10 protein-coding genes are annotated in these 13,484 nt (G+C 60.6%); 6 read left to right on the top strand and 4 right to left on the bottom strand.

The genetic code is table 11. The annotated features are described in order from the left end of the window. Positions 1 to 296: 296 nt before the first annotated feature. The 6 genes from HPO_RS15855 (at position 297) to HPO_RS15880 (ending at position 9,153) form a co-directional block, all read left to right on the top strand. Positions 297 to 1,583 (top strand): outer membrane beta-barrel protein, encoded by a 1,287-nt coding sequence (locus HPO_RS15855; protein WP_035600893.1) that lies wholly within the window; start codon positions 297 to 299, stop codon positions 1,581 to 1,583. Between the two features lie 60 nt (positions 1,584 to 1,643). Beyond that, entirely contained in the window at positions 1,644 to 4,052 is a 2,409-nt protein-coding gene (locus tag HPO_RS15860) for a GumC family protein (RefSeq protein ID WP_162174058.1), read from the top strand. A gap of 45 nt (positions 4,053 to 4,097) precedes the next feature. After that, complete coding sequence (locus HPO_RS15865; protein ID WP_157532887.1) at positions 4,098 to 5,270, top strand: glycosyltransferase family protein; 1,173 nt, start codon at positions 4,098 to 4,100, stop codon at positions 5,268 to 5,270. Between the two features lie 69 nt (positions 5,271 to 5,339). Continuing rightward, the gene (locus HPO_RS15870; protein ID WP_157532889.1) at positions 5,340 to 6,620 is read left to right on the top strand and encodes an O-antigen ligase family protein; all 1,281 of its coding nucleotides are present in this window, start codon (positions 5,340 to 5,342) and stop codon (positions 6,618 to 6,620) included. 478 nt (positions 6,621 to 7,098) lie between these two features. Then, positions 7,099 to 8,106 carry a UDP-glucose 4-epimerase GalE gene (gene galE / locus HPO_RS15875; RefSeq protein ID WP_035600900.1) on the top strand — a complete coding sequence of 336 codons (1,008 nt, stop codon included), beginning with the start codon at positions 7,099 to 7,101 and terminating at the stop codon, positions 8,104 to 8,106. A gap of 48 nt (positions 8,107 to 8,154) precedes the next feature. Further along, on the top strand, positions 8,155 to 9,153 hold the full coding sequence (locus HPO_RS15880) for a glycosyltransferase family 2 protein (protein ID WP_051612686.1): 999 nt from the start codon (positions 8,155 to 8,157) through the stop codon (positions 9,151 to 9,153). On the opposite strand, the gene HPO_RS15885 is transcribed toward HPO_RS15880, so the two are convergent. From HPO_RS15885 to HPO_RS15900, 4 genes are read right to left on the bottom strand one after another with little or no spacing between them, the layout of a single operon-like run. After that, positions 9,146 to 10,090, bottom strand: a complete 945-nt coding sequence (locus HPO_RS15885) for an RDD family protein (protein ID WP_233349101.1) — start codon at positions 10,088 to 10,090, stop codon at positions 9,146 to 9,148. The two genes, HPO_RS15880 and HPO_RS15885, sit on opposite strands and share 8 nt — an antisense overlap. Further along, positions 10,087 to 11,085, bottom strand: a complete 999-nt coding sequence (locus HPO_RS15890; protein WP_035600901.1) for a stage II sporulation protein M — start codon at positions 11,083 to 11,085, stop codon at positions 10,087 to 10,089. The genes HPO_RS15885 and HPO_RS15890 overlap by 4 nt, the downstream gene beginning before the upstream one ends. Beyond that, on the bottom strand, positions 11,082 to 12,395 hold the full coding sequence (locus HPO_RS15895) for a DUF58 domain-containing protein (RefSeq protein WP_035600904.1): 1,314 nt from the start codon (positions 12,393 to 12,395) through the stop codon (positions 11,082 to 11,084). Before HPO_RS15895 ends, HPO_RS15890 begins: the two co-directional genes overlap by 4 nt. Continuing rightward, entirely contained in the window at positions 12,392 to 13,348 is a 957-nt protein-coding gene (locus tag HPO_RS15900; RefSeq protein ID WP_035600907.1) for an AAA family ATPase, read from the bottom strand. The genes HPO_RS15895 and HPO_RS15900 overlap by 4 nt, the downstream gene beginning before the upstream one ends. Positions 13,349 to 13,484: the final 136 nt, after the last annotated feature.

Below are 13,484 nucleotides of genomic sequence, written 5' to 3' on the forward strand. Positions count from 1 at the left end.
CCGCCACAGCCCAACATTTCAATTTTGATAAAATTCCAAAGCAGCCCTTTAGACCTTGTTAAGGTTAACGGCGTGCGCCATCAGGGCGAGATCAGTGGTGCAAACTTGTCCTGACAGGAGAAATCTACGGGATCGTGATATTCATTTGTAATCCATTTCCGCGTACACAGGGGGCAGGAAATCCGTTGATATCAAGTCGTTCAGGACCGCCAGGCGGGGTGGCGTTGAACTTGCAGGGGACCGCCAACAGACCGGGCCTAACCGGCCTCTCAGTCAAAGTGAGAATGGTAAATAGCATGACAGATCTGAAACGCCTGAGCCTGTCCAGCGTCGCCGTATGTGCAGTCGCTGCATCAGTGGCCAACGCACAGGGCGCAGACTATTACAGCCGTGAAAAGTACACTGCGGTACTTGATCGTGCGCAGCCCGAATTCGATCCCGAACCGGTCCGTCTTGGCACATTCTCGGTTCGCTCTGCCGCCGAACTGGGTGTTACGTATTCCGACAACATCTATGTCGTGTCGCAAAACACGGATTCCGGCGCTATCGGCCGCGCTGGCCTGACCGCCGCCGGTGATACGACCTGGAGCGTTCACAATGTCGGTTTCGATGTTTCCGCTCGCCGCAACGAATATTTCGACCAGGGCGACGAGTCCCACAATGATCTTCGCGCGCGCCTGCGGGGCCGCCTTGATGTGACCCGCAGCTTCTCGCTCGGCGGGGCGGTGTATGTGGAAGACCGGGTTGAACCGCGCACGGATATCACCAACGTCTTCAGCCCGGACAAGCCGATCGGTGTTTCCGTCCAGGGCGCCAATGTTGAGGCCAACTTTCTGAATGACCGGGTGCGCTGGACCAACGGCCTGGGCATTCGCAATGAAGATTACGAAAACGGCCGCCAGATCGGCACTGGTCTCCCGATTGACCAGAGCTACCGCGACCGCACAGTTCTCGATGGCCGCACGCGTCTGTCCTATGCTGTTTCGCCCAACTTTGCCGTGTTCGGACAGGCGACCTATGAGCAGCGCGATTATGATGTGCTACAGGTTTTCGGTGGTCTGCCGCGTTCGCGCGATTCCAAAGGCTACACTGTGGCCGGCGGTGTCGACTTCGAACTCAACACGCTGGTCCGCGGCGACTTGGCCGTGGGCTATCTGAATGAAACCAAGGATGACAGCTTCTTTGAAGAAGTCAGTGGTCTGTCCTTCGATGGCCGTCTCCAGTGGTTCCCCACTCAGCTGACGACGCTTACCTTCAATGGTAACCGCCGCGTCACCGATACTGGCCTGTTTGATGCGCCGACGGCCGTTGAGAGCCGGGCCGGTGTCCGTGTCGATCACGAACTGCGCCGCAACATCGTGGTCTCTGCTTCTGCCAATTATCTGCAGTACGAATTCGAAGAGATCGACCGCAAGGACGAAGGCACCGATTTCGAACTTGCCGCGACCTACAAGATGAACCGCCGCGTTCATTTCGACACCTTTATCAATCGAGCTGACCGCGATGTGTCGGGCGTCGATGTGTTTGGCGATCCGTCCTACGGCGTGACGACGGTTGGTGTCGGCGTCCGTCTGTTCCCGTAATACCCCTACTCCTGGAGGCCTGCATCCTGCGGGCCTCCCATTAAGTTCCAGAGCGTTGCCTTGACCAAGTCATATACGATCGAAATCCCCACAAGCTCCGGTCCTTCCGGAAACACTGGTGGCGTAGACATGAGTTCCTTCGACCTCAAGTCGTTGATGAGCATGATTTACCGGCGCTTCTGGCTGATCTTTGCCGGCTTCGTCACGGTCATGAGCCTGGTCATCTTCGTGACCTTTACTCAGACGCCGACCTACAGGGCGCAATCTGTCCTTCAGCTCGACACTAACCAGATCAACGTTATTGACCTGGGCGCGCTCTTCTCCGGCGCCGGCGGCGCAACGACATCCGTGATCGATACGGAAGTTCGCGTTATCGGGTCGAAGACGCTTCTGGCGCGCGTGGCCGAGAAGCAAAGGCTCATCGAAGATCCGGAGTTCAACTGGACCCTGCGTCCGAAGAAAGAGAGCCTTGTTTCATCGGCGCAAAAGGCTGTCGTCGGACTTCTTGGCGGAGATACTTCCGAAAAGGATCCCTTCGCGGGCATGACTGCCGAGCAGAAAGAAGCGGAAATCTTCGAAAGTGTCGTTGGTACGCTGATGACCAAGGTGCGGGTTGGCCGCGTGGGGGCGACTTATCTCCTGACCGTTGATGTTACCAGCACGTCTCCAGAAACGGCTGCGCGCCTGGCTAACGAGGTTGCGGACCAATACCGTGTCCAGCAGCTCGAGAAGAAATATGATGCGACCCGCAAGGCCACCGAATGGCTGCAGGAGCGTGTCTCGGGTCTGCGCGACGAGGTCGAGGAAAAAGAACAACGTGTCGAGAGCTTCCGTGCCGAAACAGGCCTTCTGGAAGCTCAGGGCACGACGCTGACTGAACAGCAGATCGGCTACCTGACTTCGCAGCGCGGCCAGGCTCAGATCGAAGTGGATCGTGCGCGCGCCCGTTATGAAAGCATGCGTCGCCAGATCGATAGCGGCGCCGGCGTTGAGGGCGTGTCGGAAGTCATCAACTCGCCGCTGATCAACGATCTCAAGACGCAGCGCTCGATAATCATGCGCCGTGTGGCAGAACTTGAAACCCGTGTTGGCGACCGCCACCCTGACCTTATCAGTGCGCGCAACGAAGTTGCCGATATCGACCGGCAGATGAGTGCCGAGATGAACCGCATCGCGGCTAATCTCGAGAGTGAACTGCGCGTGGCTCAGGCCCAGCTTTCATCCATTCAGGGCGAGATCGGCCGTTCGACCTCGCAGCTGCGTGGCAACAACGTGAATCTGGTGCGTCTGCGCGAGCTTGAGCGCGATGCCCAGACCAGCCGCGTCATGCTCGAGGAATTTCTTGCCCGCTCGAAACAGACGCGCGAGCAGGATGCGCTCATCACCGCAGACTCCAGCATTCTGTCGACCGCCTCGGTGCCGTATTCTCCCGCATCTCCGCGCAAGGCCTTCAACCTGGTAATCGGCGCGCTTCTCGGCCTGATCATCGGTGGCTTCCTGGCAATTATTGCGGAACTGTTCGACTCCAACATCAGTTCTTCGGAAGATGTCGAGAACAAGCTCGGCTCCAACCCGATCGGGTCTGTGCCGCTTATCCGTACCGCGGGACTTCTCGGCCTCGGCCAGACCAGTCCGGCGGACTTCCTCGTGGAAAATCCGCTCTCGGCCTATGCGGAAAGCATCCGCTATCTGCGTGCGGCCATCGCCTTCTCCGATCTCGACAGCGAGACCAAGACTGTGGCGATCACGTCCTCGCTACCCGATGAAGGCAAAACCAGTCTTGCGCTCAGCCTCGGCCGCATGTCGGCCATGTCCGGCTCGCGCACCCTCGTGATCGATGGCGACTTCCGCCGCCGTCAGCTCACCGAGATGGCAGGTCTCAAACCGGAAATCGGCCTTGTGGAGCATCTGTTCGGCGCAGGCCAACTGTCTGATGCTATCGTCAAGGATCACAAGACGATGCTCGATATCCTGCCGCTGTCGCTGAACGGCCATACGCCGCATGACGTGTTCGGCACGCGTGCGTTTGACGAGCTGCTGTCGCGGCTGCGCGCGATGTATGATCTCATCCTGATCGATACTGGCCCGCTGCTGCTCATGGCTGAGGCCCGCGTGGTTGCCGGCAAGGTGGACAAGGCGATCCTCGTGGTCCGCTGGCGTCAGACGACCCGTTCGGCCGCCCGCCAGTCGCTCACGCTGCTGCGTAACTTCAAGGCCGATGTTCTGGGCGTCACGCTCAACATGGTCGACCTCAACCGCCGCCGCCATCACCGCGATCCGGGCGCGACCTACAAGGCCTATCGCAAATACTATCAGATGGAAGCCAAGCCAGGTCTGTTCGGCTGGTCGAAGCCGAAGAAACCGAAGGCCAGCAAGCAGGGGCCGAAGTCGGCGATCGCCATCCAGGTACCCCCGTCCAAGGCAAGCGGCCGCAAGCAGGATCCTGTCGACCGTATCTCGGCCGAATAGACCGCCGCAGGTTCGGGCACAGGTGACAAGGAGCAGGGGACGCACATGCTCTACCAACCTGCACGGCAGGGAACGGACATGACGCGCATTGCCTTCTTCGGCCATGATGTGGCGGACGCGGCCGTGCGCCGGCGCGCGCGCGGTTTCCAGGACGACGGTTTCCAGGTCACGGGCTTCATGATGCGCCGGCGCGAGCCTTTGGCGCTGGAATGGGACAATGTGGATCTCGGCCAGACGCGGGATGGCGCCTTTCTTCAGCGTATCCGCCAGGTTTTTCGGGGCGCGCGGATCGCCGCCGCGTCTGGCGACAAGTTGCGCTCTGCCGATGTGATCTACGCCCGTAACCTCGACATGCTGGCCTGCGCCTTCCTGGCAAAGCGCCATGCGAAGCTCGGCACACCAGTCATCTACGAGTGCCTTGATATTCATCGGCTGCTCTGTCGGCAGGATGTGATCGGGAAGGGGCTGCGCGCCCTTGAGGGCTGGCTGCTCAAGCGCTCGGCCGCGCTGGTCGTCTCCTCGCCGGCCTATCTCACCCAGCATTTCGAGCGCCATTATCCGGGCAAGTTCGAGGCTTATCTCATCGAGAACCGGCTTTCGGGCCACGCCAATTATGGCGCGCGGGTTTCTGCAACCAAAGCAAAGCCCCCCGGCCAGCTTCGTCTCGGCTGGGTCGGGAACCTTCGGTGCCGCCGCTCGCTCGACCTCTTGTGCCAGATTGCAGACCGTTTCGGCGATCAGGTGGAGGTGAGGCTTCACGGCGTACCTGCGCTGACGGAGATACCGGACTTTGAAGCGAAGATTGCTGCAAGACCGAACATGTCCTTTTACGGACGATACAAGTCGCCGGAAGACCTGCCCGGCATCTATTCCGCGCTGGATGTGGTCTGGTCCGGCGATTTCATGGAGGCAGGCCTGAACTCTACCTGGTTGCTGCCCAACCGTATCTATGAAGGCGGATATTACTGCGTGCCGCCCATCGCGCCCGCAGAGACGGAAACCGGCCGCTGGGTTGTCCGGCATGAGTGCGGTTTTGTGCTGGATGAACCGCTCGAAACGACCCTGCCGGGCCTGATCGAAGATCTTCTTCACGACGCGCCCCGGATCACTGCCTGCAGCAATGCCCTTGCCGGGTTGCCCGAGGAGACGTTTGTTCAGCCGCACGGTTTCCTGCGGCAGCTCATCGAAACGGCCGTGAAACCGAAAGTGGCTTCATGATCTGTCCAGCTTTTCCCTGTATGGAGACTGCAGCCGGGCGCTCGAGGGACGCCCTCGCGGAGGTATCCTGTGTCTGACTACGCTACCCCCCGGACCAGCGCAACGGTGCAGCCTGCGTATGTAAACGTCTACTCGGTGGACAAAGGGGCAGGGCGCTGGGAACAGGCCTTTGTCTGTCTTTGGATGTTCATCATCTATCTGCCGATCGAAGCGTTCTCGCCTTTGCGGTACCTTTGCATCCTCGGCTTTCTGGCAATCGCGGCCTACGACTACAAGCGGATCGTGCCGCTTTTGGTCAGGTGCTGGCCGCTGTTTACGCTGGCAATCCTCGGCCTCGCATCTGTGGGCTGGGCGCCTTACCCGGCAGAGGCGTTTCGCCAGGGCGTGCTGTTTTTCCTGTCTGCTTTTGTTGCCGTCGTTATCGCGGTCCATCTGACACCCCAGCAGATATTGCGGATCATCATGTTTGCCGGCATGGCGACGACCATAGCCTCCATTCCCTTCTGGGGCACTTTCGCGGGCGGGGGCCCGTATGCCAGCAAGAACTACTTTGCTGTCCACATGCTGTTCTGCATGCTGCTCAGTCTCATCACGGTACTGAACGAGAAAGAGCCGCTGTTCCTGCGCCTTCTCGCGCTGCCATTCGTGCCGACGTGCCTGCTCTTCATTTTCATGGCAGATTCGGCAACTTCGCTGGTTTTTGCAGTCCTCGGGGGCGCAGGGCTGATCGCTATCAAATTCTTCTGGGCGCCGGCTACCAAGGTGCGTGGCCTTTCGATGCTCGTCATCCTGTTTGCGCTGGTGGTGGTGCTGGTTGGGGCGCTGGCGGTGTTCAACATGCCCCAGAACACGTTTGTGGAGCGGTTTCTGGACATCGTCGGCAAGGACGCCACGCTGACCGGCCGCACCGCCCTGTGGGAAGGCGCGCGCCTGGCAGCAGAGGAAAAGCCCTGGTTCGGGCTCGGCCTTGAGGGGTTCTGGTATTACGATTCCGGCGCCGCCCAGACGCTCAACGAGAATGATTTCAAGGCTTTTGGGACCAAGCTGACCTTCCATAATGCCTATTGGGAAGTGCGGGTTCACCTCGGCTATGTGGGGCTGGCGCTGTTCCTCTTTTTCCTCGGCTGGACGTCGCTGAGATTGCTGTACCTCTGGTTCCAGGATGGCTCGCTGGTCAACTCAGCGCTGGTCCTGTTGGTTGCCGTGAACCTGACCATGACCTTCACGGAGTCGCTGCTGTGGGGCATGTTCACTACTCCGGTCCTTCTGCAGTCGCTTGCGGGCATCGTGCCGTTTAAGCTTCACGCCCCCAAGCTGGAAGGCCGCGCGCGGATTGTTCCGGCTTCGTAACATTACAATGCAGACATCCTTGTCAATTCTGGCGGCCTGAGGTGGGCCCTCAGGGCCATGGGCCCGAATGATGCCAGAATTTAACGATAATTTCTCATAATACAGCGATAAGATCTGGTGACTTTAAACCAGTGTTAAGTCTTCGCTGTTCTAACTGAAGTTATGTCGCGTTCGAGCCAAGTGATGCCGATGAAATCAGGCGCCTTTTCAGACCCCGTTACGGGAGCACTCGAGAGTGATCGTTCTCTCATGAACGAATTTAGCGGTGAAAAGCTGCCGGTATGGTTGCGACTGCTGACCATTATTGGTCTGAGCGCTGGTCTTTGGGGCGCGATTATCTGGGCTTTTGTCCTTCTGTTTGGTTGATCCGCGCGGGCGTTTGGCGCCCTGAAACGCGGTTGGGTTCTTGCATATCTCTGGCATGTGGAGGTCCCGCTGTCATGCGGCGGGACAGTCTATGGAACTAAAGGGGCCAGGAATGCCGGGAAAAGTGCTGGTTTTGGGTGGAGCGGGCTATGTGGGTAGCCATTGCTGCCGGGCCTTTGCCGAAGCGGGCTGGGACGTTACCGTTTTCGACAATCTATCTACCGGCTGGCGGGATATGGTACGTTGGGGCGGGCTGATTGAGGGCGACCTCAACAATCCGGCCGACATCGAGGCGGCGTTCAACACGGTGAAGCCGGATGCAGTGGCCCATTTTGCGGCTTCATCTCTGGTGGGCGAGTCGGTCACCGATCCGGGCAAATACTTCCGCAACAATACCCTGGCGACGCTCAACCTGCTTGAGGCAATGAAGCGCCACGGCACGCAGTCGATCATCTTCTCTTCGACCTGCGCCATCTTCGGTCATGCGCAGACGGATTATCTCGCTGAAGATCATCCGCGAAACCCCATCAATCCCTATGGAATGTCAAAGCTGATGGTCGAGCAGATGCTCGCCGCTTTCGATCACGCCCATGGGATAAGGTCTGTCTGCCTGCGTTACTTCAATGCTGCTGGCGCAGACCGGGATGCCCTGATCGGCGAGCGCCATGCCTGCGAAACGCATCTCATTCCCTTGGCGCTCAAGGGCGCCTACGATCCTGATTATGCCTTCACCATCAATGGCACGGATTTCGACACGCCGGATGGCACGGCGCTGCGGGACTATATCCATGTCGAGGATCTGGCCGAGGCCCACCTTCTTGCCCTGCAGACACTGAAGGCGGGTGCCCCCTCTGACGCGTTCAATCTGGGTACCGGCCAGGGTACGAGCGTGGCGGAAATCGTGGGCGCAGTTGAGCGCGCCACCGGCCGCCACCTTCCGCGCAAGATTGGCCCCCGCCGGCCCGGAGACGCTGTTCGCCTCGTCGCGGCGCCGGACAAGGCGCAGGGTGTGCTTGGCTGGAAGGCAACCCGTTCTGACGTGGACAACATCATTACTTCAGCCCTCGCTTGGCACCAGAAGGACTGGACAATCCAGACCCCGGAAAAGGTCCAGGGTTGAAAGAGCGCGATGACATTTGAAATGTTCGTAGGCTGAGGGGGCGTCATCATGGAAAAGGTCACGGTCATCATTCCGTGCTATAATGGGGAAGCCTTCATCGAGAAGGCCGTGCGCAGCGCGCTCGGCCAAACGATCCCCACGCGGGTGATTGTCGTGGATGATTGTTCGAAGGATAACAGCTTTGCGCTGTTGCAGGCGATCGCGGCGAACGAGCCGCGCCTGACAGCTATACGCCAGCCTCAGAATGGCGGGCCTTCGGCAGCGCGAAACGCGGCCCTGCGTCTCGTCGAGACGCCCTGGGTCGCCAATCTTGATGCGGATGACTACCTGCTTTCCGACCGGCTGAGGCGCCTGGTGGAGCATGGCGAGGCGAAGGGGCTGGATTTCGTCGCCGATGATGTGATCCGTGTGGAACCCGGCCAGTCCCCCGCCGATGGGGTCCGCGTCTGGAAGGACGAGCTGTTTGGATCTGTCCCTATGGGGCTTGCGCGCTTTGTTCGGGAGAATATGGCAAAGTATGCCGGCCCGCGCCGCGAGATCGGTTATCTGAAGCCGCTGATGCGGGTGACGTTCCTGCGCGAAAAAGACCTGTTCTTCCGTGAAGATATGCGTCTGGCGGAAGATTATGAGTTCTATGCCCGCTCGTTGACACTTGGCGCGCGCTGGGAGGTGATTGATCCGTGTGGGTACATCGCGGTCAGCATGCCGGACTCGCTTTCTAAGGCGTACCCTACTGCTGCAATCGAGAAGATGGTTCAGGCGGACCGGGCCTTCCTGAAAACCCCTGGCCTTTCAGCAGAGGAGCGCGCCGCGATTGGCGAGCATCTTCACCAGACGGCCACCGACTATGCCTGGCGCACGATGATCGATGGCGTGAGAACCAAGAGCCCCGCGCTGATGCTGCGCGCCCTGATGCAGCCGCCGGCAGTGTCCGGCAAAGTGATGCTGCGCATGGTGAAACACCTCCTGCGGCTGCCTATTCTTCCCGAAATTCCAGAACTGCCCCGCAAACCGGCCCGCGAGTCGGCAGGGCTTGGCCTTACCTGACGTCGAATTTGTCGGCCTTTCTTTCGCCAAGCAGCATACGTTGCTCCAGCCGCCGCCGCAGCGCGCCATAATAGGCCTCAAGGAAAGCCAGATCGGTTTCGCCGGTCTGTTTCGTCCAGCCGATCTTGGCGCGGATACGCTCGGCCACCTGATGTTTGATCTCCGGCGTGGACTGGCGCAGCACATCTTCGAGAACATGCAGCTCATGAATGCCATAGGCATCGGCTTGCGCCACGGTGAAATTGAAACGGGCGCTGGCGTCGGCGGCTTTGGCGGCGGACGTGATGTCATGCATCAGCTTGGTCTTCGGTGAGCGGATCACCCAGGTTCCGGCGATCAGATCGCCTACGCGCATCTTGTCCTTGTTGAAAATCGGAAACAGCAGGAACACGCCGGACCAGGCCAAGCCCAGTAGCGCCATCCACCCGCTCGCCCCATCGCCGCCCATCATCGCAAACTGGAAGGGCAGGCCGACTTCGATTTCCCGGATGAAATTCCGCGCCAGAACGGAATTTGCCGTCAGCCGTCCCCCGTCGCGTGCCGCCACCCGGAGGCCCAGGGCGCGCTTGCCGGGCGTGGCGGCGCGCTGGCCGATCTCGAAGAAAATATAATAGAAGTTCCGGACAAAGAAAAAGAACACAAGCCAGAAGGCAAAGGCGATATTCGCGCTGCCCGGCGTCAAGGCGCCGATCAGTGCGCTTAATCCGAAAAGTGTCGCGATCACGATCACCCACTGGATCGCCACATCAATCAGGAAAGCGCCCGCCCGCTCGCCCGCAGTGGCGAGCTTCAGCCGAATGGCTGCGCCCTCCGGCGTTATCAGGCGGCGGATCAGTTTTGACTGGCGCATCTCTTCGGCCATGCGCGCGCGCCGCTGTGTGGCGGCCTCGAGGCTGACGCCAGGGCGCTGCGTCCTGGGGGCGGCTGTCTGCGTCATCCGTGCCGCTCCCGGCGCGGCATGTAGAAATATAGCATCCACAGCAGGCCCGTTCCGGCTGCAATGGCATAGCGGACCAGATCTGAATTGATGAGTTGCCGCCCGAAGCCTTCCAGCAAGGCTGCAATGATCAGCATCACCACGCAGCCCATGGCGATGGTAGCTGCCTTCTGCCCGGCTGCGCGGGCTGAGGCGAGCCTTGTCTGCCCGCCGGGAAACGCGACCGCGCCGCCGATAACAAATCCGGCCGCGCCCGCCAGCACGATCGCAAAGATTTCTGTCACCCCGTGGATCATCAGCCAGCCGGTAAATTCATAGCCGAGCCCCTTGTCCCAGAACACGGCATACATCGAGCCGATCATCACGCCGTTATAAACCAGCAGCCAGGCGGTCGGGATGCCAAAGGCAAAACCAAGGGCAAAGGCAAAGAGCGCAATCTGGGCATTGTTGTTGAAGAGAAAACTGGAAAAAGCCGTCAACTGACCGTCGCCATGACCGTCCGTATAGATCGTGCTGCGCAGGTATTCCACCGTGGCGTCCGGATTGCGCCCTTCCAGAAAGCTTGCCCCGTGAAACGTCCAGTACCAGTCCATATCCTGCAGGCAGAGGAAAAAAGCCAGGCCCCAGCCGCCGAAGAAGAATAAGGCTGACAGCAGCGTCGGCCACACCGCGCCGCGCACAGCCGCTGGCCAGTCCCTGCGCAGGAAGGTCATCATCCGCTCGCCAATGGTCGTGCGCGCGCCATAAACGAAGAAATACGCCCGCGTGCACAGGCTCTCCAGATAGGCGATGACGTTCTGGTCCAGCGAGATCGAGCGCGCGACAGACAGCGAGGAAACCGCCTGCCTGTAAAGCCGGGGCAGCGCCAGCATGTCTTCATCGCTGAGGCGTTTGACGCCGCCATTTTCAGCCCGCGTCAGGATAACGTCCAGCTTCTGCCAGTCGCCCTGGCGCTCTTCGCGGAAACGGTAGGATTTCAGAAGATCGCCGCTCACAGCATATCCCTCTGCTTGATCTGCAGGTAACGCGAAACGAGTTCCGCGCCGAAATGTTCGGGCCGGCTTTCGATGATCTGCACACCCATGCGCTGCAGCCGGCGGAAGACAAGATCGCGCTCCGAAAGCAGCGTATCGGCAATCACGGCGCGCGCCACGTCTTCCGGCTTCTCCGGCGCGGCATCAGCCATGGTGCTGAGGGCTTCATCTTCAAAGGTTGCGAACAGCACAAGATGCCGGTCCGTCAGCCGTTTTACATTCTCCAGCATCAACTCGGCAGAGATCGTGTCGACGAAGTCGGAAAAGATGATCACCAGGCTGCGCCGCTCCAGCCTTCCGGCAAGATTGGTTAGGGCGAGCGTGAAGTTGGCTTCCTCGTCCGAATAGTCCATTTCCGCCACGGTCGCCTGCGCCTTGGGAAAACTGCTGGTGCCGGTCAGGAAGCCGCTCGTCACGCCGGGTTTGGACGAGAAGCCATAAAACATCGTCCGGTCGCCCGAGCGCAGCGAGACATAGGCCAGCAGCAATCCCGCCGTCACCGCCCGGTCAATCTTCGGCACCCCGCCCAGCGGCTCGCTCATCAGGCGGCCGGTATCGAAGGCAAAGACGATGTTGTGATTGCGCTCGGTCTTGAATTCCTTGGCCAGCAGATGGCGGTGGCGGGCCGAGTGCTTCCAGTCAATCGCGCGGCGATCCATCCCGGCGGTAAACTCGCGCAGGGCGTCAAACTCGCTGCCATCCCCGCGCTCAATCTGTGTCTTGATGCCGAACTCCGCATCGCGGGAGAACAGCCGGATCGCCTCGTCGCGCACCCAGCGCACATTCGGCGTCACCGGCACATCAATGCCGATCTCCTGCACGCGCCGCTTCTGTACAAGGCCCAGCGGCCCGCGCCAGCGGCTCCACAGGCGCACGATCCGGGCCATGCCCCGCCGGCTGGGCGTCAGGTCAGCATCATAATGCCGCGTGCGCGCTTCCCACCCGCGCAGGCCCTGCGGCGCAGGCTGGGGAATGAACTCATTGGTTTCCAATTGTATCTCGAGGCGTGCGGGCAGCGGTCCTTTCGCAAAACGCAGGCGCAGGGGCAGGGGCGTTTCTTCGCCGACATAGAGTAGCGGCGGGATGTCCGCCTCGACCTCAAACGCGCGCAGCTGCGCCGCCAGCAGGCCGTCCATCAGCACAATGCCGCACACCCCCGCGATCCAGCCGGCCGAGAGAATCCACAAGCCTGGCGCAAACAGCGCAATCGCGATGAGCAAGGGCATGCCCATCAGCATAAGGAAGACCGCGCGGGGAGTGGGCGAGATCACCGGGGCGCTGCCGTCTGTTCAATAATGCCCGCCAGCGTCTCGTCGGTAGTGCGCCCCTCAATGTCTGCGGCAGGCGACAGGATAACCCGGTGGCGCAGCGCGGGCAGAGCCAGTGTTTTCACGTCATCGGGAATAACAAAGTCCCGCCCGTCGAGCGCCGCGCGGGCGCGCGCGCCCATCGCCAGGGCGGCAGCGGCGCGCGGGCTGGCGCCGGTTTCCAGGGCCGGGGTTTCCCGCGTCGTGCGTACGATATCCACGATATAGGCGATGATCTCGTCCTTGAGACGCACTTCGGATACGGCATTGACCGCCGCATCCAGCTCCGCCGCGCTCAGCACCGGCTGAACGTCAAACGCTGCGGGCGTCTTCATGCCCGTGCGCGTGCCATGCTGGGCCACGATGCGGATTTCTTCCTCACGGGTCGGATATTCCAGATTGTGCTTGAACAGGAAGCGGTCGAGCTGCGCCTCCGGCAGGGGGTAGGTGCCCTGCTGCTCGATGGGGTTCTGCGTGGCGATCACTGTGAAGCGCGGGTTCAGCGGATAGCTTTCCCCATCGATGGTCACCTTGCGTTCCTGCATTGCTTCCAGCAGCGCGGCCTGGGTTTTCGGCGGCGTCCGGTTGATCTCGTCGGCCAGCAGAATGTCCGTGAAGATCGGGCCTTTGGTCAGGCTGAACTGGTTGGTCTGGAAGTTGAAGAGGTTTGTACCCAGAACATCGCCCGGCATCAGGTCCGGCGTGAACTGGATGCGCCCGAACTGCAGCGAGATGGCGCGGGAGAAACACTGCGCCAGCAGCGTCTTGGCCGTGCCAGGCGGCCCTTCGAGAAGCACGTGCCCGGAGGAAAACAGCGCCACCAGAAGCAGGTCCACGCTCGCATCCTGGCCGATGATGGCCTTTCGCACTTCGGTGCGGATGCGGTCCGCCAGATTACGGATTTCAGCCACGCTCATGCATTGTTCTCCTGATGATTGCCTTGCGCCACTGGTGCAGATCGCGCGCTTTCTGCGCGAGATCTTCCCGGTTGGCCGCTTGCCCGGTGAGGGCTTGTTCGAGTTCCGAGAAAGTTTTCCCGCCGCTGTCGGCGGG

This window comes from Hyphomonas polymorpha PS728 (genome assembly GCF_000685315.1).
Classification (GTDB): domain Bacteria; phylum Pseudomonadota; class Alphaproteobacteria; order Caulobacterales; family Hyphomonadaceae; genus Hyphomonas; species Hyphomonas polymorpha.